Source organism: Ideonella sp. (assembly GCF_041918995.1).
Lineage (GTDB): Bacteria > Pseudomonadota > Gammaproteobacteria > Burkholderiales > Burkholderiaceae_C > Ideonella.
Genome location: NZ_JAYRUN010000009.1, coordinates 168,370 through 191,618, shown reverse-complemented (window position 1 = coordinate 191,618; position 23,249 = coordinate 168,370). Strand labels below are relative to the sequence as shown.

23 protein-coding genes and 1 pseudogene are annotated in these 23,249 nt (G+C 74.7%); 14 read left to right on the top strand and 10 right to left on the bottom strand.

Going from position 1 to position 23,249, the window contains the following annotated elements; all coding sequences use genetic code 11:
- Positions 1–313: 313 nt before the first annotated feature.
- On the top strand, positions 314–3,760 hold the full coding sequence (locus tag ACE3UN_RS10465; RefSeq protein WP_374674878.1) for an EAL domain-containing protein: 3,447 nt from the start codon (positions 314–316) through the stop codon (positions 3,758–3,760).
- Between the two features lie 52 nt (positions 3,761–3,812).
- Here ACE3UN_RS10465 and ACE3UN_RS10460 read toward each other — a convergent pair whose 3' ends face one another.
- Genes ACE3UN_RS10460 through ACE3UN_RS10445 form a run of 4 tightly spaced genes read right to left on the bottom strand, consistent with a single transcriptional unit; the run spans position 3,813 to position 7,623 of the window.
- Positions 3,813–4,049 carry a hypothetical protein gene (locus ACE3UN_RS10460; RefSeq protein WP_374674877.1) on the bottom strand — a complete coding sequence of 79 codons (237 nt, stop codon included), beginning with the start codon at positions 4,047–4,049 and terminating at the stop codon, positions 3,813–3,815.
- Positions 4,050–4,099: 50 nt separating this feature from the next.
- Positions 4,100–5,308 (bottom strand): MFS transporter, encoded by a 1,209-nt coding sequence (locus ACE3UN_RS10455; protein WP_374674876.1) that lies wholly within the window; start codon positions 5,306–5,308, stop codon positions 4,100–4,102.
- Positions 5,305–7,233: an arsenic resistance N-acetyltransferase ArsN2 gene (gene arsN2, locus ACE3UN_RS10450; RefSeq protein WP_374674875.1), complete on the bottom strand. Its 1,929-nt coding sequence runs from the start codon at positions 7,231–7,233 to the stop codon at positions 5,305–5,307. The genes ACE3UN_RS10455 and arsN2 overlap by 4 nt, the downstream gene beginning before the upstream one ends.
- A 36-nt stretch (positions 7,234–7,269) precedes the next feature.
- Positions 7,270–7,623, bottom strand: coding sequence for an ArsR/SmtB family transcription factor (locus ACE3UN_RS10445; protein ID WP_374674874.1), 354 nt, complete (start codon positions 7,621–7,623; stop codon positions 7,270–7,272).
- A gap of 178 nt (positions 7,624–7,801) precedes the next feature.
- Between ACE3UN_RS10445 and ACE3UN_RS10440 the strand changes: the two genes are divergently transcribed.
- From ACE3UN_RS10440 to modC, 7 genes are read left to right on the top strand one after another with little or no spacing between them, the layout of a single operon-like run.
- Complete coding sequence (locus tag ACE3UN_RS10440; RefSeq protein WP_374674883.1) at positions 7,802–8,125, top strand: ArsR/SmtB family transcription factor; 324 nt, start codon at positions 7,802–7,804, stop codon at positions 8,123–8,125.
- 12 nt (positions 8,126–8,137) lie between these two features.
- Positions 8,138–8,644, top strand: coding sequence for an arsenate reductase ArsC (locus tag ACE3UN_RS10435; protein WP_374674873.1), 507 nt, complete (start codon positions 8,138–8,140; stop codon positions 8,642–8,644).
- 4 nt (positions 8,645–8,648) lie between these two features.
- Positions 8,649–9,734 (top strand): ACR3 family arsenite efflux transporter, encoded by a 1,086-nt coding sequence (gene arsB, locus ACE3UN_RS10430; protein WP_374674872.1) that lies wholly within the window; start codon positions 8,649–8,651, stop codon positions 9,732–9,734.
- The gene (gene arsA / locus ACE3UN_RS10425; RefSeq protein ID WP_374674871.1) at positions 9,731–11,500 is read left to right on the top strand and encodes an arsenical pump-driving ATPase; all 1,770 of its coding nucleotides are present in this window, start codon (positions 9,731–9,733) and stop codon (positions 11,498–11,500) included. The genes arsB and arsA overlap by 4 nt, the downstream gene beginning before the upstream one ends.
- Before the next feature lie 17 nt (positions 11,501–11,517).
- A complete protein-coding gene (gene modA, locus ACE3UN_RS10420; protein ID WP_374674870.1) occupies positions 11,518–12,342 on the top strand; it encodes a molybdate ABC transporter substrate-binding protein in 825 nt (274 codons plus the stop codon).
- Between the two features lie 4 nt (positions 12,343–12,346).
- Positions 12,347–13,024 carry a molybdate ABC transporter permease subunit gene (gene modB / locus ACE3UN_RS10415; RefSeq protein WP_374674869.1) on the top strand — a complete coding sequence of 226 codons (678 nt, stop codon included), beginning with the start codon at positions 12,347–12,349 and terminating at the stop codon, positions 13,022–13,024.
- Positions 13,021–14,103: a molybdenum ABC transporter ATP-binding protein gene (modC, locus tag ACE3UN_RS10410; RefSeq protein ID WP_374674868.1), complete on the top strand. Its 1,083-nt coding sequence runs from the start codon at positions 13,021–13,023 to the stop codon at positions 14,101–14,103. Before modB ends, modC begins: the two co-directional genes overlap by 4 nt.
- On the opposite strand, the gene ACE3UN_RS10405 is transcribed toward modC, so the two are convergent.
- Entirely contained in the window at positions 14,078–15,070 is a 993-nt protein-coding gene (locus ACE3UN_RS10405) for a LysR family transcriptional regulator (RefSeq protein WP_374674867.1), read from the bottom strand. The two genes, modC and ACE3UN_RS10405, sit on opposite strands and share 26 nt — an antisense overlap.
- A gap of 83 nt (positions 15,071–15,153) precedes the next feature.
- Here ACE3UN_RS10405 and ACE3UN_RS10400 point away from each other — a divergent pair, with 83 nt between their 5' ends.
- Positions 15,154–15,903 (top strand): SDR family oxidoreductase, encoded by a 750-nt coding sequence (locus ACE3UN_RS10400; protein ID WP_374674866.1) that lies wholly within the window; start codon positions 15,154–15,156, stop codon positions 15,901–15,903.
- Positions 15,904–15,923: 20 nt separating this feature from the next.
- On the opposite strand, the gene ACE3UN_RS10395 is transcribed toward ACE3UN_RS10400, so the two are convergent.
- Positions 15,924–17,366: an MATE family efflux transporter gene (locus ACE3UN_RS10395; protein WP_374674865.1), complete on the bottom strand. Its 1,443-nt coding sequence runs from the start codon at positions 17,364–17,366 to the stop codon at positions 15,924–15,926.
- A gap of 156 nt (positions 17,367–17,522) precedes the next feature.
- The gene (locus ACE3UN_RS10390; protein ID WP_374674882.1) at positions 17,523–18,146 is read right to left on the bottom strand and encodes a glutathione S-transferase family protein; all 624 of its coding nucleotides are present in this window, start codon (positions 18,144–18,146) and stop codon (positions 17,523–17,525) included.
- 153 nt (positions 18,147–18,299) lie between these two features.
- Here ACE3UN_RS10390 and ACE3UN_RS10385 point away from each other — a divergent pair, with 153 nt between their 5' ends.
- Entirely contained in the window at positions 18,300–18,500 is a 201-nt protein-coding gene (locus ACE3UN_RS10385; protein ID WP_374674864.1) for a thrombospondin type 3 repeat-containing protein, read from the top strand.
- 14 nt (positions 18,501–18,514) lie between these two features.
- Here the strand turns inward: ACE3UN_RS10385 and ACE3UN_RS10380 are convergent, their stop codons facing one another.
- Complete coding sequence (locus tag ACE3UN_RS10380) at positions 18,515–18,772, bottom strand: TOBE domain-containing protein (protein WP_374674863.1); 258 nt, start codon at positions 18,770–18,772, stop codon at positions 18,515–18,517.
- Positions 18,773–18,788: 16 nt separating this feature from the next.
- Positions 18,789–19,316, bottom strand: a pseudogene (locus ACE3UN_RS10375) (molybdenum-dependent transcriptional regulator); the annotation flags it as partial.
- Positions 19,317–19,468: 152 nt separating this feature from the next.
- Here ACE3UN_RS10375 and ACE3UN_RS10370 point away from each other — a divergent pair.
- From ACE3UN_RS10370 to ACE3UN_RS10360, 3 genes are read left to right on the top strand one after another with little or no spacing between them, the layout of a single operon-like run.
- A complete protein-coding gene (locus ACE3UN_RS10370; protein ID WP_374674862.1) occupies positions 19,469–20,518 on the top strand; it encodes an endonuclease/exonuclease/phosphatase family protein in 1,050 nt (349 codons plus the stop codon).
- Positions 20,515–20,982: a helix-turn-helix transcriptional regulator gene (locus ACE3UN_RS10365; protein WP_374674861.1), complete on the top strand. Its 468-nt coding sequence runs from the start codon at positions 20,515–20,517 to the stop codon at positions 20,980–20,982. Before ACE3UN_RS10370 ends, ACE3UN_RS10365 begins: the two co-directional genes overlap by 4 nt.
- A gap of 15 nt (positions 20,983–20,997) precedes the next feature.
- On the top strand, positions 20,998–21,408 hold the full coding sequence (locus tag ACE3UN_RS10360; protein ID WP_374674860.1) for a VOC family protein: 411 nt from the start codon (positions 20,998–21,000) through the stop codon (positions 21,406–21,408).
- Between the two features lie 16 nt (positions 21,409–21,424).
- Here the strand turns inward: ACE3UN_RS10360 and ACE3UN_RS10355 are convergent, their stop codons facing one another.
- Positions 21,425–22,084 (bottom strand): TetR/AcrR family transcriptional regulator, encoded by a 660-nt coding sequence (locus tag ACE3UN_RS10355; RefSeq protein WP_374674859.1) that lies wholly within the window; start codon positions 22,082–22,084, stop codon positions 21,425–21,427.
- An 87-nt stretch (positions 22,085–22,171) separates the two neighbouring features.
- On the opposite strand from ACE3UN_RS10355, the gene ACE3UN_RS10350 reads away from it, so the two are divergent.
- Complete coding sequence (locus ACE3UN_RS10350) at positions 22,172–23,224, top strand: NAD(P)H-binding protein (protein WP_374674858.1); 1,053 nt, start codon at positions 22,172–22,174, stop codon at positions 23,222–23,224.
- Positions 23,225–23,249 lie beyond the last annotated feature (25 nt).

The window sequence follows — 23,249 nt, the reverse complement described above, 5'->3', positions numbered from 1 at the left end:
CGCGGGGGGGGGGGGGGCGGCGGGGCGCGGGGGGCCGGGGGGGGGGGCGGGGGCCGCCGGCCCGCCCACGGTGGGGGATGCCTGCTTCCCTCGGCAAGGGGCATGCCGCGCGACAATCGGCCCCGGGGCACCGGCCAGGCGCATGCAACGGCGCAGCGCGCACCCGGTGGCCGTGGATGCGGGGTGAGCGCATGGGCAGGGGGACGGGAGACGCGGCGCGGGGTGGCCGACGGCGGCGCGTGGGCGCGCTGCCGTGCGGGCTGCCGAGCGCGCTGCTGAGCGTGCTGCAGCGGGGACTGCAGTGGGGACTGCTGTGCGCGTCGCTGGCGCTGCCCCCGGGGCGGCGCAGGCCCTCACGCTGGCGGTGGTCGCCTACCGGCCCAAGGACGTGATCGAGCAGCGCTATCGGCCCCTGGCCGCGCACCTGTCCGCCCAGCTGGACGGCGAGCCCGTGCAGCTGCGGGTGCTGGACCAGGCCCAGATGGAGCAGGCCCTGGCCGCCGGCCAGGTGGACCTGCTGATCACCAACCCCAGCCACTACACGCTGCTGCGCACGCGCAACCCGCTCACCGGCGCCCTGGCCACGCTGGTCAGCATGGAAGACGGCGTGGCCACCTCCCAGCTGGGTGGCGTGGTGATCGCGCGGCAGGCGCGCGCGCAAGGGGATGGCCTGGCGCAGCTGCGTGGCCAGCGCATCGGCGTGCCGGGCACCCGCTTCCTGGGCGGCTACCAGGCGCAGGCGCTGGAGCTGCTCGAGCGCGGCATCGAGCTGCCGCGCGACGCCGAGCTGGAGGTGCTGGGCAGCCACGACCAGGTGGTGCATGCCGTGCTGGCGGGCCGCGTGGACTACGGCTTCGTGCGCACCGGCGTGCTGGAGGAGCTGGCGCGCCAGGGCGCGGTGGACCTGCGGCCGCTCGTGGTGCTGAACCCGCAGCACCCGCCGCACTTCCCGTACAAGGTGTCCACGCGGCTGTACCCCGAGTGGGCCGTGGTGGCGCTGCCCCATGTGGACCAGCGCCAGGTGCGCCGGATCGCCAGCAGCCTGATGGCGCTGGACGAGCACTCGGCCGTGGCGCGCGCGGCGGGCATCGGCGGCTTCGCCCCGCCGGGCGACTACCTGCCGGTGGAGAACCTGGCGCGCACGCTCGGCCTGCCGCCCTTCGACGCACCGCGCACGCTGCGCCTGCGCGACGTGTGGGCGCGCTGGCAGGCGCTGTGGCTGCTGCTCATCGGCGCGGTGACCACCGCCTCCATGGCGGCGGCCTGGCAGCTGCGGCGGCGCAACCAGGCCCTGCTCGTGCTGCAGCAGGCGCAGCTGCGCGACAGCGAGCTGCATTTCCGCCAGCTGGCCAATGGCGGCGCCGCCCTGCTGTGGACGTCCGACGCGCAGGGCCGGCTCGACTACTTCAACGAACCCTGGCTGCGCTTCACCGGCCGGTCGGCGGCCGAGGAAGCCGGCGACGGCTGGCAGCACGGCCTGCACCCCGACGACCGGGCGGCCTGCCTGGCCGCCTGGGCAGGCGGTTTCGCGCAGCGACAGCCGTTCGAGGCCGAGTTCCGGCTGCGCCGGGCGGACGGCGGCTACCGGTGGCTGCACATGGACAGCCGGCCGCGCACCGACAGCGCAGGCCGCTTCATCGGCTTCATCGGCCAGTGCTACGACGTGAGCGAGCGCCGCGAGTCGGAGCGGCGCCTGTCGCTGGCCGCCAGCGTGTTCACCCGTGCGCGGGAGGGCATTCTCATCACCGACCCGGCCGGCACCATCGTGGAGGTGAACCACGCCTTCTGCGAGGTGACGGGCTATGCCCCCGAGGAGGTGGTGGGCCGCAATGCGCGGCTGCTGCAATCGGGGCGGCAGGGGCCGGAGTTCTACGCCCGCATGTGGGCCGACCTGTCCGCGCACGGCCACTGGACCGGCGAGATCTGGAACCGGCGCCGCAGCGGCGAGTACTACGCGGAGAGCCTCACCATCACCGCCGTGACCGGCCCGGACGGGCAGGTGCAGCACTACGTCGGCCTGTTCACCGACATCACGCCGCAGAAGGAGCAGCAGCGGCAGCTGGAGCGCCTGGCGCACTACGACGCGCTCACGGGCCTGCCCAACCGCGTGCTCCTGGCCGACCGCCTGGAGCAGGCCATGGCGCGGTCGCGGCGCACGGGCACCCGGCTGGTGGTGGCGCTCATCGACCTGGACGGCTTCAAGGCCGTCAATGACCGCCATGGCCACCTGGCGGGCGACGACCTGCTGGTGGCGCTGGCCGCCCGCATGCGCGAGGCCCTGCGGCAATCCGACACCATTGCGCGTGTCGGCGGCGACGAGTTCGTGGCGGTGATCACCGACCTCGAGCGCGACCACGACTGCCTGCCCATGGTGCAGCGGCTGCTGGCGGCCGCCGCGGGGCCGGTGGCCCACGCCGGGCAGGTGCTGCAGGTGTCGGGCAGCATCGGCTTCACCTTCTACCCCCAGGGCGAGCCGATCGAGGCGGACCAGCTGCTGCGCCAGGCCGACCAGGCCATGTACCAGGCCAAGCTGGCCGGCCGCAACCGCTACCAGGTGTTCGACGCCGAGCTGGACCGCGACGTGCGCAGCCGCCACGAGAGCGTGGAGGACCTGCGCCGCGGGCTGGCCGCCGGCGAGTTCGAGCTGCACTACCAGCCGCAGGTCAACATGCGCAGTGGCGCGGTGGTGGGCATGGAGGCCCTGCTGCGCTGGCGCCACCCGCAGCGCGGCCTGCTGCGCCCGGATGCGTTCCTGCCGGCCATCGAGCGCCACCCGCTGGAGCTCGACGTCGGGCGCTGGGTCATCGGCACCGCGCTGCGCCAGGTGCAGGCGTGGTCCGCCCTGGGGCTGGACGTGAAGGTCAGCGTGAACATCTCGGCGCCCCACCTGCAGCATCCGGGCTTCGTGGCCGAGCTCCAGGCGCAGCTGCGGGCGCGGCCCGGGGTGCCGGCCGGCCGCCTGACGCTGGAGGTGCTGGAGACGAGCGCGCTGGCCGACATCGCGGGCGTGTCGCGCGTCATCGCCGACTGCGGGGCACTCGGCGTGGGCGTGTCGCTCGACGACTTCGGCACGGGCTACGCGTCGCTCACCTACCTGAAGCACCTGCCGGTGCGAGAGATCAAGATCGACCGCAGCTTCGTGCGCGACATGCTGCACGACCCCGACGACCTGGCCATCCTGCTCGGCGTGCAGGGCCTGGCGCGCGCCTTCCGCAAGGAGGTGGTGGCCGAAGGGGTGGAGACCGAGCCGCACGGCACGCTGCTGCTGCGGCTGGGCTGCGAGCTGGGCCAGGGCTACGGCATCGCCCGGCCCATGCCCGCGGCGCAGGTACCGGGCTGGGTGGCGACCTGGCAGCCGCCGACCGCCTGGGCGCACACGCGCCCGCTCGCCGGGGAGGCCATGCCGTTCCTGTACGCCAGCGTGGATCACCTCGCCTGGCTGCGCGCGCTGGACGGGTTCCTGGACGGGGAGCGGCACGAGCCGCCGCCCATGTCGCATGTCGACTGCCGCTTCGGCGTGTGGCTGCAGGGCGCCCGTGCCGGCGCTCCCGACGCCGTGCTGGAGAACGGCCTGGACGAGCTGGACGGCCTGCACCGCGCGCTGCATGAGCAGGCGGCCGCCCTGCTGCGACAGCACCGCCACGGGGACCGGGACGGCGTGGCCGACGCGCGGCAGCGCGTGCATGCCCACAGCCTGCGGCTGGTGCAGCGGCTGCATGCCGTGGGCGGCATCCAGCACACCGTCGAGGCGCCGGGGTAGCAGCCGGGGGCAGCGCGCAGCGGCGCGGAACGGCCGGGCGTCGCCGGCCGCGTCAGCGCTGCCGGTTGCGCGGGTGGTCGCCGGCCGTGCGCTCGTTGCCGCGCTTGTAGTTGCCGGTGAGCCGTGCCATCAGTTGCTGGGCCGCCGCGGCGTCGCCGTCGGCCACGGCCTGCATCAGCTCGTCGGCGTCCCGGCCACGCAGCGTGGCCGCGAGCCGGCCGTGGTGCAGCACCTCCACGTCACCGTTCTTGCGGCGGCGGGGGGTGAACCCGAGGTCGTGGTCGTCCATGGCATGCGGTGCGCGTGGCAAGGCGCGCAGTATGCACGCGGGCGGCGGGCTCAGCGTGGGGCGTCGGGCGCGCACGGCGGCGGCCCGTCGCGCACCGGCCCCAGGACCACCAGCGCCAGCCAGGCGCTCGCGCCCAGCCCGGCGGACACCACCCAGGCACCCGCGCCCAGGCCATCCAGCGCCAGCCCGAACAGCCACGGCGCCAGCGCCTGGGCGGCGCGAGCCGGCACCATCAGCCAGCCTTGCCGGCGGCCGTATCCGGCCGACCCGAACAGCACCAGCGGCAGCGTGCCCTTGGCGATGGTAAGGATGCCGTTGCCCGCGCCGTGCAGCACCCCGAACGCCGGGGCCGCCACCGGGCCCGCCACGCCCAGCAGCAGCGCCCCGGCCGGGTGCAGGGCCGCGGCCACGCGGGCCGACTGAAGCGGGTGCAGCCGGCGCAGCAGGCCGAACTCCAGCAGCCGCGCCGCCACCTGGGCCGGCCCGATCAGGGCGCCCACCCACAGCGCCGTGGCGGCCGTCGCGCCGGTGGCCTGCATCAGGCGGGGCAGGTGGGCCGCCATGGCGGTGGAGATGAACCAGGTGGCCGCGAACACGTAGGACAGCAGCAGCAGCGGCCTCCAGGCCACCTCGGGCGGCGGGGCCCGCGGCCCTGGCGGGGTGGGCGGCGACGCCCCCGCCAGGGCCGACACGGGCGAGCCGGCGCGCGGCAGCCAGGCATTCAGCGGCGCGCCCAGCAGCAGGTGCAGCGCCGCCCAGGTGAAGCAGGCCTGGCGCCAGCCGTGATGCGACTCGAGCCAGGCGGACAGCGGCCAGCCCACCGTGCTGGCGAAGCCGGCGATGAGCGTGATGCCGGTGATGCTGGGGCGCGCCTCGGGGCCATGCAGGCGCACCAGGGTGGCGAAGGCCGCCTCGTACAGGCCGCTGCCCATGCCGAGCCCGAGCAGCAGCCAGGCCAGCACCAGACTGGCCGGGCCTTGCGCCAGGCCCAGCGCGGCCAGGCCGAGCGCGAACAGCGCGCTGCTGGCCAGCAGCACCGGCCGGCCGCCGTGCCGGTCGATCAGCCCGCCGGCATGCGGCCCCACCACCGCGGACACCACCAGCGCCGCACTGAAGGCGGCGAACACGGTGGCGGCGGTGGTGCCCAGCTCGCGCGCCATGGGCTCGGCGAGGATGGCCGGCAGGTAGTAGGTGGAGGCCCAGGCCAGCGTCTGGGCCGTGCCCAGCGCCACCACCGTGGCGGCGCGCCCCGCGCTCATCCGCAGCAGGCGGTGCGTGCGCGGGCCGGGGCGGGCGTGGGCGCGGCGGTGGCCGCCACCGCCGGGGCCGCCGCCGACGGCCCGCAACCGCAGCCCACCCCGCCCTGCGCACGCTGCTGCTCGTCCAGCGCACAGCAGGCCTGGGTGTCCTGCACGGCCGGGCCGCCGCAGCAGCCCGCGTCCGCGCCGGTGGCCAGCCCCTCCGTGGCGCTGCCGCCCACGCTGCACACGCCGGTTTCCGGCAGGTCGAGTTCCACGCGGTCGGCCGCCGCCTCGTCGCCCGCCAGCGCCGCCACCACCGAGCGGGCCTGCTCGAAGCCCGTGGCCATGAGGAACGTGGGCGCGCGGCCGTAGCTCTTCACGCCCAGCGTGTAGAAGCCCGGCTCGGGGTGGCCGAGCTCACGGTGGCCATGGGGACGCACGGTGCCGCAGCTGTGCAGGTTGGGGTCGATCAGCGGGCCCAGCGCCTCGGTGGATTCCAGCCAGGGGTCGAGCCGCACGCGCAGCTCGCGGGTGAGCGACAGGTCGGGGCGCTGGCCGGTGGCGCAGATGATCTCGTCGATGCCCGCCAGGTGCAGGGGCTCGCCGCTGGCGCCGATGCCGTGCACGTCCAGGCGGCCCGCCACGCGGACGACGCGGGTGATGCGCAGGCCGGCGTGGAACGCCATGCCGCCGGCGTCGCGCAGCTGGCGCAAGGCGGTGCCGAGCGCGCCGCGCGCGGGCAGGGCGTCGGCCGATCCGCCGCCGAACACGCGCGTCAGCACGGGTGAGCGCACGGCCCACACCAGTTGCGTGCCCGGCGCCTCGCGTGCCAGCTCGGCCAGCGCCAGCAGCGCGTTGGCCGCGGAATGGCCGGCGCCCACCACCAGCGTGCGCCGCCCCGCATGGCGCGCGCGCGCCGTGCCCAGCACGTCGGGGATGCCATAGGCGATGTGCGCCGCGGCCTCGGCCTCGCCGTGGGCCGGCAGGCCGCCCGCGCCCAGCGGGTTGGGCTGGCTCCAGGTGCCGGTGGCGTCGATCACGGCGCGCGCACGGATCTCGACGGGCTCGCCGTCGTGCACCGCTCGCACCACGAAGGCGGCCTGCGCGCGGCCCGCGCTCTTGACCTTGTCGACGCCCTCGCGGCTGATCGCCTGCACCCGGGTGTTCAGGCGCAGCGCGCCGGCCACCGCGGGCAGGGCCGCAAAGGGTTCCAGCACCTGCTCCACCACCTCGCGCGCCAGCGGGATGCCGTCCGGCGCCGGCGCCTGCCAGCCGGTGGGCGCGAGCAGCCGGGCCACGGCGGGGTCGATGTTGTAGCGCCAGGGCGAGAACAGGCGCACATGGCCGTAGTCCAGCAGGTGGGCCCCCACGCGGCCGGCCGCCTCCAGGATCACGAAGGGCATCTGCCGCTCGATCAGCTGTGCCGCCGCCGCCAGGCCCACCGGGCCCGCGCCGAGGATCGCCACGGGCAGCCCGTCCAGCGCCGTGGCGGCCGGCCGCGGGAAGTCCAGCGCCATGAGCTGCGCGCTCGCCGGGCAGGCGCCCTGCAGCTCGGCCGAGCCCTGCAGCGCCGCCGGGGCGGACGCCCTCGGCAGCCGGCGGAAGCCGAGCCGCTCGAAGTACCCGGCCGCCGTGGTCGTGAGCAGGAACACCGAGCGGAACTGGCGCCGACGGGCTTCTTCGAGCACGAGCGACACCATCTGCCCACCCACGCCCTGGTGCTGGCGGCCCGGGGCGACGGCCACCGAGCGCAGCAGGGCCATGTCACCGTGCGGCTCGACGCCGGCGCAGCCGACGAGCGCCGCGCCCTCGGTGGCGACGAGGAAGGTGGACAGGTGCTCGCGCGCCCCTTCCAGCGGCAGCTGGTGCGCCTGCAGCAAGGCGGCGATGGCCGGCCAGTCGGCCGGGTGGGCGGGGCGCAGGGACAGGCTCGAGCAGGACATGGGATCTCCTGAAATGGGCAGTGAGGTGGGGTGGCTTCAGCAGCCGCAGCGGTCGTCGGACAGCGCCGGGGCGGTGTCCGCAGGGGACACGCCGGCGGCGCCCGCCGGGCCGGCGCAGCAGCTGTCGGTCAGGTAGGCCAGCAGTTCGTTCATGCGGGCGTAGCCCGCGCGGTACAGCACGTAGCGCCCCGCCTGCGCAGGCACCACGAGACCCGCGGTGGCCAGCTCCTTGAGGTGGAAGGCCAGGTTGGTGGGGCCGACGCCCAGCGCCTCCGCCAGGGCTTTCTGCGGCAGGCCTTCGGGCCCGGCCACGACCAGGGCGCGGAAGGCCTGCAGCCGGACGGGATGGGCCAGGGCCGCCAACGCTTGAACAACGAGGTGTGAATCCATGAATTCAAGAATACTTGAACTAATGGGGGCGTGCAAGCGGGTGCGACATGGATGTCACACGGGCGTCATGGTGAAATCAAACAATTCACGAAACGTTTGAATAAGGCGGGCCGCCATGGCGGATGCGACGAGCGACGGGAACGCGGCCCAGGGCATGGCCGATCAGATGGCCGATCAGATGGACGAAGCCGAGGTGGCACGCGCGCTGGGCGCCTTGTCCCAGGTGCACCGGCTGCGCGCCTTCCGCGCCCTGGTGGTGGCCGGCGAGCACGGCCTCACGCCCGGCGTGCTGAGCGAGCGGCTCGGCATCTCGCCCGCCTCCATGTCCTTCCACCTGAAGGAGCTGCTGGGCGCCGGCCTGGTGGCCCCCGCGCGCGACGGGCGCCACATCGTCTACCGCGCCCGCTTCGCCCGCATGAATGGTCTGCTGGGCTTCCTCACCGCCCACTGCTGCGAGGGCCAGCCCTGCGCCCTCGACACGCCCGCCTGTGCCTGCCCCTGAGAGACCCGCTCCATGACCACCCACATCCTCATCCTCTGCACCCACAACTCCGCGCGCAGCGTGCTGGCCGAAGGCATGCTCAACCACCTGGCCGGCCGGCTGGGCCGGGACGTGCGGGCGCACAGCGCGGGCAGTGCGCCCAGCGGCCGCCTCAACCCCTTCGCCCTGGAGGTGCTGCGCGATGCCGGCGTGGACACGGCCGGCTACCGCAGCAAGAGCTGGGACGAATTCACCCGGGACGGCGCGCCGCCGCTGTCGGTGGTGGTCACCGTGTGCGACAGCGCGGCTGCCGAGTCCTGCCCCGTCTTCTTCGGCGGCACCGGCGGCCAGCCGGTGAAGGTGCACTGGGGCTACCCCGACCCATCCCTGGCCGACGGCGGCGACGCGGGCAAGCGCCGCGCGTTCGAGCTGACGCGGCAGGCCCTAGGCTACCGCCTGCTGCAGCTGCTGGCGCTGCCGCTGGCCACCATGGACCGCCCCGCGCTGCAGGCGGCGCTCGACGAGATCGGCCGGAGCTGAACCCATGTCCACCCCCCTCCTGACCCCCTCCACGCCGGCCGACACCCCGGCGCCCATGAACCTGTTCGAGCGTTACCTCACCGTGTGGGTGGCGCTGTGCATCGTCGCCGGCATCGCCCTCGGGCAGTGGCTGCCCGGGCCGTTCCAGGCCATCGGCCGCATGGAGGTGGCGCGGGTCAACCTGCCCGTGGGCGTGCTGATCTGGGTGATGGTCATCCCCATGCTGCTGAAGGTGGACTTCCGCGCCCTGCACGAGGTGCGCCGGCACTGGCGCGGCATCGGCGTCACGCTGTTCGTCAACTGGGCGGTGAAGCCGTTCTCCATGGCGCTGCTGGGCTGGCTGTTCGTGCGCCAGCTCTTCTCGCCGTGGTTGCCCGCCGACCAGCTGGACAGCTACATCGCCGGGCTCATCCTGCTGGCCGCCGCCCCGTGCACCGCCATGGTGTTCGTCTGGAGCCGGCTCACCCACGGCGACCCGCTGTTCACGCTCAGCCAGGTGGCGCTGAACGACACCATCATGGTGTTCGCCTTCGCCCCCATCGTGGCGCTGCTGCTGGGCCTGTCGTCCATCACCGTGCCGTGGGACACGCTGCTCACCTCGGTGGGGCTGTACATCGTCATCCCCGTCATCGTGGCCCAGGTGCTGCGCCGGGCGCTGCTCCAGCGCGGCCCGGCCGCGTTCGACGCCGCGCTGGCGCGCATCGGCCCGTGGTCCATGGCGGCGCTGCTGGCCACGCTGGTGCTGCTGTTCGCCTTCCAGGGCGAGGCGATCCTGCAGCAGCCGCTCGTCATCGCCATGCTGGCGGTGCCCATCCTCATCCAGGTCGTGTTCAACTCGGGCCTGGCCTACTGGCTGAACCGGCGCGCCGGCGAGTCCCATGCCGTGGCCTGCCCGTCGGCCCTCATCGGCGCCAGCAACTTCTTCGAGCTGGCGGTGGCGGCGGCCATCAGCCTGTTCGGCTTCCAGTCGGGTGCGGCGCTGGCCACCGTGGTGGGCGTGCTGATCGAGGTGCCGGTGATGCTGCTGGTGGTGCGCGTGGTCAACCGCAGCAAGGGCTGGTACGAAGCGGGCGCAAGGAGTCGGACATGACGGACACGGGATGGGGCCACCTGCTGCAGCAGGCACCGCGCACACTGTTCTTCACCGGCAAGGGCGGCGTGGGCAAGACCTCGCTGGCCTGCGCGGTGGCCCTGGCGCTGGCCGGCCGCGGCCGGCGGGTGCTGTTGGTCAGCACCGACCCGGCGTCCAACCTGGACGAGATGCTGCAGTGCCCGCTGAGCGACACGGCGGTGCCGGTGCCCGGCGCGCCGGGCCTGCACGCCATGAACATCGATCCCGACCATGCGGCCGAGGCCTACCGGCAGCGCGTGCTGGCGCAGATGCCGGGCGAGGCGTCGGACGACGAACGGGCCACGGTACGCGAGCAGCTGTCGGGCGCCTGCACCACCGAGATCGCGGCCTTCGACGAATTCGCCGGCCTGCTCGCCGGCGAGGCGGCCGGCTTCGACCACGTGGTGTTCGACACCGCGCCCACCGGCCACACCCTGCGCCTGCTGAGCCTGCCCAAGGCCTGGACCGGCTTCCTGGAAGGCAACGACCGGGGGGCCTCCTGCCTGGGCCCGCACTCGGGGCTGAAGATGCAGGAGGCCCGCTTCCGCCAGGCGATGCAGGCCCTGGCCGACCCGGGGCACACGCGCGTGGTGCTGGTCACCCGGCCGGACGCCCCGGCGCTGCGCGAAGCCGACCGTACCCACCGCGAGCTGCTCGGCATGGGCCTGGCGAACCAATGGCTGGCGGTCAACGGCGTGTTCACCGAGCCGCCCGGCGACGACGCCGTGGCCGCCGCCCTGCAGGCCCAGCAGCAGGCGGCCCTGGCCGCCATGCCGGACGCCCTGCGCCTGCTTCCGCGCACCGAGGTGCCGCTGCGCAGCTTCGACATGGTGGGCCTGGCGGCGCTGCGGGCGCTGGCCGACGGGACCGCACCGGTGCCGCCGCCGGCCGCCGACCCCGGCCCCGCGGCCGCGCCCGTGCCCGGGCTGCACGCCCTGGTCGAGCAGCTGGCGCAGCAGGACCGCGGGCTGGTGATGGTGATGGGCAAGGGCGGCGTGGGCAAGACCACCGTCGCCGCCGCCCTCGCGCTGGCGCTGGTGGACCGCGGCAAGACCGTGCACCTGTCCACCACCGACCCGGCCGCGCACCTGGACGCCACGCTGGACGGCAGCGTGCCCGGCCTGCGCGTGGACCGCATCGACCCGCAGGCCGAGACCCAGCGCTACGTCGACAAGGTGATGGCCACCAAGGGCCGCGGGCTGGACGACGCCGCGCGCGCCCTGATGCTCGAGGACCTGCGCTCGCCCTGCACCGAGGAGGTGGCGGTGTTCCACGCCTTCTCGCGTGTCGTGTCCGAGGCACGCAGCGGGTTCGTCATCCTGGACACCGCGCCCACCGGCCACACGCTGCTGCTGCTGGACGCCACCGGCGCCTACCACCGGCAGATGGCCCGCGACGTGGGGGACTCGGGCACGCGCTTCGTCACGCCGCTGATGCGGCTGCAGGACCCGGCCACCACGCGCATCGTGCTCGTCACGCTGCCCGAGACCACGCCCGTATCCGAGGCCGCCGCGCTGCAGGACGACCTGCGCCGCGCCCGCATCGAGCCCTACGCCTGGGTGATCAACCGCAGCCTGGTCGCCTCGGGCACCCGCTCGCCGGTGCTGGCCGCCCGCATGGCCGGCGAACGGCGGCAGATCGACCGGGTGGCGGGCGGCCTGGCGGCGCGCTGCTTCCTGGTGCCCTGGTGCGCGCAGCCGCCGGTGGGCGTGGCGGCACTGCGCGCGCTGGCGCGCGTGATATAGCGCGCTATATTGCGTGGATGACCACGCCGCCCCGCCGCCCACGGTGCCCCGCCCGCGCGGCGGCGTCGCGGCGCAGGGCGGCCGCGCGGTGCGCCGCCGCGCTCGCCGCCGCCGCCGCCGCGTTCGCCGCGCCCCGTGCCCAGGCGGCGGAGGTGCTGGTGGCGGTGGCCGCCAACTTCGCCGGGCCGCTGGCCCGGATCGGCGAGGCGTTCAGCGCCGCCACCGGCCACACGCTGAAGGTGTCGTCCGGCGCCACCGGCAAGTTCTACACGCAGGTGGCGGCGGGCGGCGCGCCGTTCGAGGTGCTGCTGGCCGCGGACGACGAGACACCCCGCCGGCTGCTGGCCGAAGGCCATGCCGTGCCCGGCAGCGCATTCACCTACGCCATCGGCCAGCTCGTGCTGTGGAGCCGCACGCCTGGCCTGGTGGACGGCGACGGCGCCGTGCTGGCGTCGCCCCGCTTTCGCCGCCTGGCCATCGCGAACCCCAAGGTGGCGCCCTACGGCGCGGCGGCCCTGCAGGTGCTGCAGGCGCGCGGGCTGCACGCGGCGGTGGCCGACCGGCTGGTGACCGGCGAGAGCATCGCCCAGGCCCACCAGTTCGCGCTCACCGGCAACGCCGACCTCGCCTTCGTGGCCCTGTCGCAGGTGGCCGTGCCCGGCCGGGCGCCGGAGGGCTCCCTGTGGCGCGTGCCACCGGCGCTGTACCGCGAGATCCGCCAGGACGCCGTGCTGCTGAAGGCAGGCGCGCACAACCCGGCCGCCCGTGCCCTGCTCGACCACCTGCGCGGCCCGGCCGCGCGGGCGCTGATCGAGGCGCACGGCTACGCGCTGCCGCGATGACCCCATGAGCCCGGCGGACTGGACGGCCGTGGGCCTCACCGCGCGCCTGGCCGCGGTGAGCACCGTGCTGCTGCTGCTGCTGGGCACGCCGCTGGCGTGGTGGCTGGCGCGCACCCGCTCGCGCGCCAGGCCCCTGGCCGCCGCCCTGGTGGCCATGCCGCTCGTGCTGCCACCCACCGTGCTGGGCTTCTACCTGCTGCTGCTGATGGGGCCGGACGGGCCGGTGGGCCGGCTCACCGAGTCGCTCGGCTGGGGGCGGCTGCCCTTCACCTTCGCCGGCTTGGTGGTGGCTTCGGTCATCTACTCGTTGCCCTTCGTGGTGCAGCCACTGCAGCAGGCCTTCGAGGCCGTGCCCGAGCGCCTGCTGGAGGCCGCGGCCACGCTGCGCGCCAGCCCGCTGGACCGCTTCTTCAGCGTGGCCGTGCCGCTGGCGCGGCCGGGCTTCCTGACCGCCACGGTGCTGGGATTCGCGCACACGGTGGGCGAGTTCGGCGTGGTGCTCATGGTGGGCGGCAACATCCCGGGCGCCACGCGCGTGCTGTCGGTGGCGCTGTACGACCACGTCGAGGCGGCCGAGTTCGCCAGCGCGCACCGGCTCGCCGCCGGGCTGGTGGGCTTCGCCCTGGCCACGCTGCTGCTGCTGCACCTGGCCAACCGCCGGCCGCGGGAGCGCGCCACATGAGCGGCGCCGGCATCCAGGCACGGCTGCAACTGGCGCGCCCGGGCGGCTTTTCGCTCGACGTGGCGCTGGCGCTGCCGGGCTCCGGTGTCAGCGTGCTGTTCGGCCCCTCGGGCTGCGGCAAGACCACCGTGCTGCGGGCGCTGGCCGGCATCGAGCGCACCGAGGGCACGGTGCGGGTGCGCGGCGAGCCGTGGCAGGACGACGCGCGCGGCGAGTTCCTGCCCGCGCACCGCCGGCCCATCGGCTACGTGATCCAGGAGGCCGCGCTGTTCCCCCACCTCAGCGTGGCGGACAACATCGCCTACGGCCAGCGCCGCCGCGCCGCGGCGGGCCCCGCCGCCCCCCCCGTCGGCGCCCTGGTCGACCTGCTGGGCGTGGCGGCGCTGATGCACCGGCGCCCCGGCACCCTGTCCGGGGGCGAGCGCCAGCGCGTGGCCATCGCCCGGGCGCTGGCCAGCGGGCCGCAGCTGCTGCTGATGGACGAGCCGCTGGCGGCGCTGGACGCCGCACGCAAGGCCGAGCTGCTGCCGTACCTGGAGCGCCTTGGCCGCGAGGGCGCCGTGCCCATCGTCTACGTCACCCACGACTGGCACGAGATGGCCCGCCTGGCCGACCACCTGGTGCTGATGGACGGCGGCCGGGTGCGCGCCGCCGGCCCGGCTGCCGAGCTGCTGTCGCGCACCGATCTGCCCCTGGCGCGCGCCGACGACGCCGGCGTGGTGATCGACGCCACCGTGCTCGCGCACGACGAGGGCTACGGCCTGGTGCGGTTGGGGTTTCCCGGCGGCCAGCTGTGGGCCGGCGCCGGGCCCGCCCGGGTGGGTGACGCCGTGCGTGCCCGCGTGGCGGCGCGCGACGTGAGCGTGAGCCGCCAGTGCCCTGCCGAGACCAGCATCCTCAACGTGCTGCCGGCCACGCTGCAGGCCATGCAGCCCGAGCCGCACAGCGTGCTGCTGCGCCTGGCGGTGGGCGAGCGGCACCTGCTCGCGCGCATCACCCGCAGGAGCGCCGACACCCTCCGCCTGGCGCCCGGCGACCGGCTGTACGCCCAGGTCAAGGGGGTGGCGCTGATGGCCTGACGCGCCGCCGTCGGCCCAGCGGGCAGGCCGCGAAGCACGCCCAGGTCTTGCCGTGGGTGGTGAGCTGCTCCAGCTCCCTGGGGATCTGCTCGGCCAGCCACTGCATGAGCAGCCGCACGCGCGCATTGCCCCGCACGTCGGGGTGGTGCAGCAGCCACAGGCCCATGGCCTGGCCCTCGATCGGGTCGCTGATGCGCACCAGCCGCGCCTCCTGCGCCGCGGCGAACATGGGCAGCGCCGCGGCGCCGATGCCGGCCGCCGCGGCCTTCATCATGGCGGGCAGTGAATCGGCCTTCAGGCGCGGCCGCACGTCCGGCAGCGCGCGGCCGAACCACTGGGCGATGCCGGTGTGCGCCAGCCGGTCGTCGAAGCCCACCCAGGGCAGCGCCTGCAGCACCGGCGTGCCGCCGCGGCGCGGCAGCAGGCAGCGCGCCGCGTAGAAGGCGTAGCGCAGTTCGCCCACCTGGCGGCCCACCATGGATTCAGGCGGGCGCGCGGTGGCGCGCAGCGCCAGGTCGGCCTCGCGCCGGGTCAGGTCCACCGCGCGGTTGGACACGTCGGCCTCCAGCTCGATGCCGGGGTGCTCGGCCAGGAACCGGTGCAGCAGCGGCGGCAGCAGGTCGCCGGCCAGCATCTCGCTGGTGGCCAGGCGGATGACCCCCTCGACGCGCGCGTCCGCGCCGCTGATGGCGCGCTCGGCGGCCAGGGCGGACGCCTCCATCTCCGCCGCGGCCGCCGCCACCGCGTCGCCCTGCACATTGGTGCGCCAGCCGGTGCGCGAGCGCTCGAACAGGCGGGCGCCGATGCGCGCCTCGGCCTCCTCGATGCGGCGGAACACCGTGGAGTGCTGCAGGCCCAGCTCACGCGCGGCGCCGTTGAGGCTGCCCGCGCGCGCCACGGCCAGCACCGTGCGCAGGTCGTTCCAGTCGAGGTTTCCTGTGCGTGAATGCAAGTTCTTCTTGCTCATCTTGCGAATGTTCTTGTGCAAATCGACTGCCTATCGTAGGGCCTCCCGGTCGCCGCGGCGGCCTTCATCCCAAGGACCTGAACATGTCACGTTTCGCCCACAAGACCGTGCTCGTCACCGGCGGCACCAGCGGCATCGGCCTGGCCACCGCGCGCCGGCTGGCCGACGAAGGCGCGCGCGTCGTCGTCACCGGCTCGCGCAGCGCCTCGCTGCAGGCCGCCCGCGCCGTGCTCGGCGACCACGCCGACTATGTGCAGAACGACGCCGCCGACCCGCAGGCGGCGGACGTGCTGGCGGACGCCGTGCGCCAGCGGGTTCCCCGGCTCGACGGCGTGTTCTTCAACGCGGGCTTCGGCCGCTTCCAGCCGCTGGAGGCGGTGACGGCCGAGGAGTTCGACGCGCAGTTCGCCGTGAACGTGCGCGGCCCGCTGCTGCAGGCGCGCGCGCTGTCGCCGCTGCTGGCACCCGGTGGGGCGCTGGTGCTCAACACCTCGGTGGCGCACGAGAAGGGCTTCGGCACCATGGCCATCTACTCGTCCACCAAGGGCGCACTGCGCACGCTCACCCGGGTGCTGGCACGCGAACTGGCGCCGCGCGGCATCCGCGTCAATGCGGTGAGCCCTGGCCCCATCGAGACGGCGTTCTTCGACCGCTCCGGCATGCCCGCGTCGGCCGTGGCCGAGTTCGGCCAGGCGGTGCTGCAACAGGTGCCGCTGGGCCGCTTCGGACGGCCCGAGGAGGTGGCGGCCGTCGCCGCCTTCCTGCTGTCGCCGGATGCGTCCTTCGTGACCGGGGCGGAGTACGCGGTGGACGGCGGGATCGCGCAGATGTGAGTGTCGGCGCGGCCGGGGCGTCAGACCCTGGCCGCCTTCCAGCCCCCGCGCGTGAACAGCCACAGCGTGAACAGGCCCACCGACGTCTCGGAGACGAACACCGCCCAGAACACGCCGGTCGCCTGCCAGTCCAGGTGCAGCGCCAGCAGCCAGGCCAGCGGGATCTGGATGAGCCAGAAGAACACGAGGTTGATCTTGGTGGGCGTCACCGTGTCGCCTGCGCCGTTGAAGGCCTGCACGGCCACCATCCACCAGCCGTACACGAAGTACGAGTACGACAGGATGCGCAGCCACCGGGCGCCGATGTCGACCACGGCGCGCTCGTCCGTGAACAGCCCCATCAGCTCGCGGGGGAACAGGAAGAACACCACCGACACCGCGACGGTGAACACCATGTTGTACCAGCCGATGCGCCACACCGCGGCCTCCGCGCGCGCCGGCTCGCCCGCGCCGAGGTTCTGGCCCACGAGGGTGGCCGCCGCGTTGGACATGCCCCAGGCCGGCATCAGCGTGAACATCATCAGTCGGATGGCGATGGTGGCGCCGGCCACCGCCTCGCTGCCGACCTCGGCCAGCACGCGCATGAGGAAGATCCAGGCCGTCATGCCCACGATCATCTGGCCGATGCCGCCCAGCGAGGTGCGCACCAGGTGCCACAAGGTGGCGGCCTGCAGGCCGAGCTGCGCCGCCGCCAGCCGGATGTGCGGGCTGCCGCGCAGCAGGATCCATAGCTGCATCAGCACGCCCGTGCCGCGGCCGATGACGGTGGCGATGGCCGCGCCCTCCACGCCCATGGCCGGCACCGGGCCGAAGCCGAAGATGAGGATCGGGTCCAGCACGATGTTCAGGCCGTTGGCCACCCACAGCACGCGCATGGCCACGGCCGCGTCGCCCGCGCCGCGGAAGATCGCGTTGCAGACGAACAGCAGCATGATCACCACGTTGCTGCCGAGCATCCACTGCAGGTAGCCCACGCCGTGGGTCAGCGTCCAGTCGTCCGCGCCCATGAGCTGCAGCAGCTCGCGCGCGTAGACGATGCCCACCACGGCAAACGGCACCGAGGCCAGCACCGCGACCCAGATCGCCTGGGCCGCGCTCACGGCGGCGGCGTCGCGGTCGCCCTCGCCGGTGCGCCGCGCCACCACGGCCGTGACCGCCATGGCCAGCCCGATGCCCACGGCATACAGCAGGAAGAGGAAGGTCTCGGTGAGGCCCACCGTGGCCACGGCGGACGCACCCAGCCGGGCGACGAACCAGATGTCCACCACCGCGAAGGTGGACTCGAGCACCAGCTCGAGCACCATGGGCACGGCCAGCAGGAACACCGCGCGGCGCAGCGGGATGCGGGTGTAGTCGGCCCCGGTGCCGCGCATCGCGTCGCGCACGTCCCGCCACAGCGAGGACCGGGCGGGAGGCGGCGCGACGGCGGCGGTCGCGGCGGGGGAGGGGTCGGTCGGGCTCATCGGGACTCCAGGGGGGGCGGCATGCCGTACGACACGTCGACGAACGGCACCCGGTGGATTCGACAGGGGCGGCGCCGGCGGGTGGCGGCCTGCGGGTGGACGGTGGCTGGCAGGGGCGGGCGGTCCATGGTGGCGACGACGCGGGGTGGGGCAGTGTCAGGGGGTGCCGTTGCCGCCGTGCAGGCGATAGCCGGTGCGCTGGCCGAGCCGCTCGACATAGGCGGCCACGGCCGGCAGCTCCGCGTGCGCCATGGGCGTCATGAGCCAGCGGTTCACCGACAGGCCGATCACGATGTCCGCCAGGGTGAAGTCGGGCCCGGCCATGAAGTGGCCGGTCTTGTCGAGCTGGGCGTCGATGATCTGCATGTGGCGGTTCCACGCCTGGACACTGTCGCGGACCGCGGTGCGGTCGGTGTGCGCAGGGCTGTGCCGCACGAGGGCCATGAAGGCATACCGCCAGGCGGTGTTGAGCTCGGTGGCTTGCCAGTCCATCCACTGCTCGATGCGCGCGCGCGGTGCCGGCGCGCGCGGCAGCAGGTCGTCGCGCTGCTCGCGGCTGGCGAGGTAGCGGCAGATGGTGTTGGACTCCCACAGCACGAGCTCGCCGTCCCGCAGCACGGGCACGAGCCCGTTCGGGTTCAGGGCACGGAACTCGGCGGTGTCGGTGGGCTGGTGGCCGGCGCCGTAGGGGACCTGCAGATGCGGCAGGGCCAGCTCGTGCAGGAGCCACCGCACCTTGCGGACATTGATCGACGAGGGTTGGCCGAGCAGCTGGATCATGGGTGGGCGGCATGGTGGGGCGTGGGCCCGCTTCTGTCCATCCGCGGCTTGGGGGGCGCATGTCGGCCTTGTCCTACGCCATGCGGGTGCGGTGGCCGACTGCGTGGCCGCGCCGGACACCGCACAGTGGCCCCATCGCACAGGAGACCGATCATGTGGAAACGACTCTGCCTCGTGGCTGCCAGCGCGGTGGCCCTCTCGACCCTCAGCGCCTGCGTGGTGGCCCCCGCCCGCCCGGGCTACGTGCACGACGCCGACCGTGACGGCGTGCCCAACACCTACGACCGCGACCGCGACAACGATGGGGCGCCCAATCGCTACGACGACCGGCCGCGCAACCCCTATCGCCGCTGACGGGCAGGCCTCGCCTAGCCGAAACCGACCAGCACCAGCTGGTCGCCGTCGAACATGCCGTGCACCGGCTCGCCCACGGCGAGCCCCGCGGCGTCGCCGCGGGGCAGCACCGCACTGAGCTCGCGCCCGCTGCCCAGGCGCAGGGTGACGCCGGTGTGGTGCTCGCCGGGGCGCAGCGCCGCCACGGTGCCCCGCAGCACGTTGCGCCCCGGGGCACGACGCGGCGGCTGGCGCTGCACCCGCACGCCCGGCGCCTTCAACAGCACGAACACCTCGCTGCCGGGGCAGGGCCATGCCGGCGGCCGATTCCGGCGTGATGACGGCCACCACCGTCTCGGCGGCCGACGTGGGCTCGCCCAGGTCGCCGAGCGCGAGCTGCACGTCCACCAGGCCGCCGCGGTCGGCCAGCGACTGCACCCGCGCGGGCCATTGGTTGCGGGCGCTGCTGCGCAGCGCTGCACGGCGCACGCGGGTGCGCGCGGCTTCGCCCGGCGGGCCGGGCGGCAGGCCGGGCAGCCGGTCCAGCAGGCTCTGCTGTCGCCGGGCCATCTCGCGGTACATCGCCACCAGCTGACGCCCGTGGGCCGTCAGGCGCGTGCCGCCGCCCCCCGCGCCGCCCGTGGCGCGCTGCACCAGGGGCTCGGGCGCCAGCGCCTGCAGGGCCTGCAGCGCGTCCCACGCGCCCTTGTACGACAGCGGCACGGCGCGCGCGGCGCGTGTGAGCGAGCCGCATTCGCCGATGGCCTCCAGCAGCCGCACCCGCTTCTCGTCCAGCAGTGCGCCCAGCGGCGTCTGCAGCACCAGCCGGCTCGTCATCGGCGGCTCGGCGGCGGGCGGGCGTCGGCGGGCGGCGGGCATGGCCGGCAGTGTAGGGGCCCCGGGGGACCCACCCCTGCACCCGCGCCTGCCGCGACCGGCTCGGTACGTGGCTTGCTCTCGGGCGGCACCCAGGCAACAAGGGATCGGCGGTGGAGACGACGCTGTGGGTGGCAGGAACGGTACTGGCCGTGGCGACGCTGCTGCCGCTGTGGCGCCAGACGAGCTGGTGGGTGCGGGTGTTCGACTTCCCCCGCCTGCAGCTGGCCGCCGGCCTGCTGGCGGTGCTGGTGGGCCATGCGGCGATGGGCGGCGGCGGCGCGGCCCCGCATGCGTTTCGCGGGCTGCTGCTGGCGTGCCTGGTGCTGCAGGTGCGGCGCATCCTGCCCTACACGCGCCTGGCGCGGGTGCAGGTGCAGCACAGCCGGCTGGCCGATGGGCCGGGCCACTTGCGCCTGCTGTTCGCCAACGTCCTGCAGAGCAACCGCCACGCCGACGGCCTGCTGGCCGCGGTGCGGCGATGCCAGCCCGACGTGGTGCTGGCCCTCGAGGTGGACGACGCCTGGATCGAGGCACTGGGCGAGCTGCGGCACAGCCACCCCCACACGCTGCTGCGGCCCCAGGACAACACCTACGGCATGGCGCTGTACTCACGCCTGCCGCTCATCGCGCCGGAGGTGGCGTTCCTGGTGCAGCCGGATGTGCCGTCCATCCACCTGCGCGTGCGCCTGGGCACGGGGGCGGAGGTGACGCTACATTGCCTGCACCCGCGGCCACCGGCGCCCGGCGAGGCCGCCAGCTCCGCGCAGCGGGACGCCGAGCTCGTGCTCGTGGGCCGGCAGGTCAAGCGACAGCCCGGACCGGTGGTGGTGATGGGCGACATGAACGACGTGGCCTGGTCCCACACCAGCGCGCTGTTCCGCAAGATCAGCGGCCTGCTCGATCCGCGCGTGGGGCGCGGCATGTTCAACACCTTCAACGCCAAGCACCGCTTCGTGCGCTTTCCGCTGGACCACTTCTTCCATTCCAACGACTTCCGGCTGGTGGAGTTCCGCCGCCTGCCGTTCTTCGGCTCGGACCACTTCCCCGTGTACATCCACCTGAGCCACGAGCCCGAGGCCGAGGCCGCGCAACCCGAGCCCCACGCCGACGCGCCGGCGCAGGCCGAGGCCGACGAGAAGCTGGCCGAGGCGCGGCCATGAGCCCGCCCCAGGACCCCGAGCTGCTGCGCCGGCTGCTGCGCGCGCGCGACCGCATGGATGCGGCCTCGCACGAAGCCTGGCCGGTCGAACGCCTGGCGGCCGTGGGCGGCGTGTCCGAGGCGCACTTCGCGCGCGCCTTCAAGCAGGCCTTCGGCACGCCGCCGCACCGCTACCTGCTCACGCGCCGCATCGAGCGCGCGAAGGCGCTGCTGCGCGACACCGACCTGCCCGTCACCGACATCGCGTTCCAGACGGGCTGGGAGAGCCTGGGCAGCTTCGGGCGCACCTTCCGCGACATCACGGGGCACAGCCCGAGCGAGCACCGGGCCCGCGGCCGAGCGCCGGTGCCGTCGCTGGCCGCCATGCCGGACTGCTTCGTCCGGGCGGCCGAGCGCCCGCCACTGGCCACCGCAGTTTCGGAGAAGCGCCGCCGCGAGGCGGCCGCTACAAAGGCGCCTTCGTAATGAATCGGAGGTTCCATGGCACACGGTGTCGAGGTGGTCGGGCTCTATGTGCGCGACCAGGATGAAGCGCTGGCGTTCTATGTCGAGAAGCTGGGGTTCCGCGTGCACACCGACGTGCGCAACGGCCCGTTCCGCTGGCTGACCGTGCAGCACCCGGCCCAGCCCGGGTTCCAGCTCGGCCTGTTCGAGCCCGGCCCGCCGCTGCAGGACGAGGACACCGCACAGGCCCTGCGCGCGCTCGTGGCCAAGGGCGCGATGCCGCCCCTGGTGCTGGCGGTGGACGACTGCCAGGCGGCCTACAACCGGATGCTGGGCCTGGGCGTCGAGTTCACGCAGGCGCCCGTGGAGCGCTTCGGCCGCGTGGACGCGGGCTTTCGCGACCCCTCGGGCAACGGCTGGAAGATGATCGGCACGCACCGGCACTGAGCCGGCCGCGTCGGACTCAGGCGGCGGCGACCAGCGCCCGCACCGCCGTGCGCAGCACCGCCGTGGCCTCCGCGGGCCGCAGCCAGGGTGAGCTCACGAACGCGCCATTGACCACCAGCGTGAGCTGGGCCGCCAGGCGGTCGGGCTGGGCGGCGCCCAGCCGCGTGGCGATCTGGCGCAGGCGCGCGCGCAACGCCTGCATGTGGGCCTGTGCCACCGCCCGCGCCGGGTGCCCGGGCTCGGCGAACTCCGCGGCCACGTTGATCTGCGGGCAGCCGCGGTAGTGCGAGCGCGCCAGGCGCTCGCCGATCCAGCCCATGTGCGCGTCGAGTTCGGCCGCCGGGTCTTGCGCATGGCGTGCCGCCACGGCGTCCCAGGTGGCCCAGAAGTCCCGGTCCTCGCGCTCCAGGAAGGCGACGATGAGGTCGTCCTTGGTGGGGAAATGCCGGTACAGGCTGGCCTTGGCCACCTGCGCCTGCTGCACCACGAGATCCACGCCCACGGCGCGCACGCCGCGCTCGTAGAACAGCGTGGAGGCGGTGTCGAGGATGCGCTCGCGCACCTCGGGCGGGGGTTCGGCGGCGGCGGGTGAGGCGGAGGCGGGTGCGGCGGAGGCGGGTGAGGCGTAGGCGGGTGCGGCGGCGGGTGGGCGGCGGCGCGTGGCGGTGGGGGGCATGGCTTGACAGCATACAGACAGGTCTGTACCGTTCGCAAGAACAGACAGGTCTGTCTACTTGCTCGCCACTTTCCCGGAGGCCCTGCGATGTCCACTTTCCCGACCCTGGCGGTTTACGGCGCGTCCGGCCACACCGGCCGATTCGTGGTGCAGGAGGCGCAGCGGCGCGGCCTGGCGGTGGTGGCGGTGGGCCGCGACGCGGCCCGGCTCGCCGCGGCGGCCCCTGGCGCCGTCGCCAGGCGCGAGGCGGGGCTGGACGAGCCCGAGCGGCTGGCCCAGGCCTTTGCCGGGTGCGACGTGGTCATCCACACGGCCGGCCCCTTCATGGACACGGCGGAGCCCGTGGCGCTCGCGGCGCTGCGCGCGGGCTGCCACTGCATCGACGTGACGGCCGAGCAGCCCAGCGCGCTGGCCACGCTCGCCCACCTGGACGCGCCGGCCCGCGCCGCGGGGCGGGTGGTCCTGCCGGCGGCCGGGTTCTACGGCGGCCTGGCCGATCTGCTGGCCACGGCCGTGGTGCAACCCGGCGCCCCGGTGGACGAGGTCACCGTGGCCACGGCGCTGGACCACTGGTGGCCGACCGAAGGCACCCGGCTCACCGGCGCGCGCAACACCGCGCCGCGCCAGGTGGTGGAGCAGGGGCGGCTCGTGCCGCTCGGCGCCGCCGCCGGCGCCGCCGCCGGCGCCGCCGCCGACGCCGCCGCCGACGCCGACGCGCCGGACTGGCTGTTCGGCGAGCCGCTGGGCCACCAGCCCATGGTGGCGCTGCCCTTCAGCGAGGTGGTCACGCTGCACCATCACCTGCCGGTGCGCCGCATCCGCTCGCTGCTCAACCGCGCGGCGCTTGACGACGTGCGCCGCCCCGACACCCCGGCGCCCGCCGCGGTGGACGCGTCCGGCCGCTCGGCCCAGCGCTTCGAAATGGTGGTGCAGGTCAGGCAGGGGGGCGGCGTGCAAGAGGCGCGCGCCCGCGGGCAGGACATCTACGCCGTCACCGCGCCCCTGGTGGTGGAGGCGGCGCAGCGCCTGCTGGCCGCGCGGCCCGTGCCGGGCGGCGCGCGGGTGCTGGGCCAGGTCGTCGACGCCCGCGCCATGCTGCAGGCGCTGCACGGCGCACGGGCGCTGGAGGTGGCCCTGTGAAGGGGCCGGCGGCCGGCGCGCTCCG

What these genes read in the sequence shown, in the direction of transcription:
- arsA (WP_374674871.1), top strand. Translation starts at nt 9,731, where the DNA reads ATGACGGACACGGGATGGGGCCACCTGCTGCAGCAGGCACCGCGCACA.
- ACE3UN_RS10440 (WP_374674883.1), top strand. Translation starts at nt 7,802, where the DNA reads ATGGACGAAGCCGAGGTGGCACGCGCGCTGGGCGCCTTGTCCCAGGTG.
- ACE3UN_RS10395 (WP_374674865.1), bottom strand. Translation starts at nt 17,366, where the DNA reads ATGAGCCCGACCGACCCCTCCCCCGCCGCGACCGCCGCCGTCGCGCCG.
- ACE3UN_RS10355 (WP_374674859.1), bottom strand. Translation starts at nt 22,084, where the DNA reads ATGCCCCCCACCGCCACGCGCCGCCGCCCACCCGCCGCCGCACCCGCC.
- ACE3UN_RS10365 (WP_374674861.1), top strand. Translation starts at nt 20,515, where the DNA reads ATGAGCCCGCCCCAGGACCCCGAGCTGCTGCGCCGGCTGCTGCGCGCG.
- ACE3UN_RS10445 (WP_374674874.1), bottom strand. Translation starts at nt 7,623, where the DNA reads ATGGATTCACACCTCGTTGTTCAAGCGTTGGCGGCCCTGGCCCATCCC.
- ACE3UN_RS10390 (WP_374674882.1), bottom strand. Translation starts at nt 18,146, where the DNA reads ATGATCCAGCTGCTCGGCCAACCCTCGTCGATCAATGTCCGCAAGGTG.
- modC (WP_374674868.1), top strand. Translation starts at nt 13,021, where the DNA reads ATGAGCGGCGCCGGCATCCAGGCACGGCTGCAACTGGCGCGCCCGGGC.
- arsN2 (WP_374674875.1), bottom strand. Translation starts at nt 7,233, where the DNA reads ATGTCCTGCTCGAGCCTGTCCCTGCGCCCCGCCCACCCGGCCGACTGG.
- ACE3UN_RS10460 (WP_374674877.1), bottom strand. Translation starts at nt 4,049, where the DNA reads ATGGACGACCACGACCTCGGGTTCACCCCCCGCCGCCGCAAGAACGGT.
- ACE3UN_RS10385 (WP_374674864.1), top strand. Translation starts at nt 18,300, where the DNA reads ATGTGGAAACGACTCTGCCTCGTGGCTGCCAGCGCGGTGGCCCTCTCG.
- modA (WP_374674870.1), top strand. Translation starts at nt 11,518, where the DNA reads ATGACCACGCCGCCCCGCCGCCCACGGTGCCCCGCCCGCGCGGCGGCG.
- modB (WP_374674869.1), top strand. Translation starts at nt 12,347, where the DNA reads ATGAGCCCGGCGGACTGGACGGCCGTGGGCCTCACCGCGCGCCTGGCC.
- ACE3UN_RS10360 (WP_374674860.1), top strand. Translation starts at nt 20,998, where the DNA reads ATGGCACACGGTGTCGAGGTGGTCGGGCTCTATGTGCGCGACCAGGAT.
- ACE3UN_RS10400 (WP_374674866.1), top strand. Translation starts at nt 15,154, where the DNA reads ATGTCACGTTTCGCCCACAAGACCGTGCTCGTCACCGGCGGCACCAGC.
- ACE3UN_RS10435 (WP_374674873.1), top strand. Translation starts at nt 8,138, where the DNA reads ATGACCACCCACATCCTCATCCTCTGCACCCACAACTCCGCGCGCAGC.
- ACE3UN_RS10350 (WP_374674858.1), top strand. Translation starts at nt 22,172, where the DNA reads ATGTCCACTTTCCCGACCCTGGCGGTTTACGGCGCGTCCGGCCACACC.
- ACE3UN_RS10405 (WP_374674867.1), bottom strand. Translation starts at nt 15,070, where the DNA reads ATGAGCAAGAAGAACTTGCATTCACGCACAGGAAACCTCGACTGGAAC.
- arsB (WP_374674872.1), top strand. Translation starts at nt 8,649, where the DNA reads ATGTCCACCCCCCTCCTGACCCCCTCCACGCCGGCCGACACCCCGGCG.
- ACE3UN_RS10455 (WP_374674876.1), bottom strand. Translation starts at nt 5,308, where the DNA reads ATGAGCGCGGGGCGCGCCGCCACGGTGGTGGCGCTGGGCACGGCCCAG.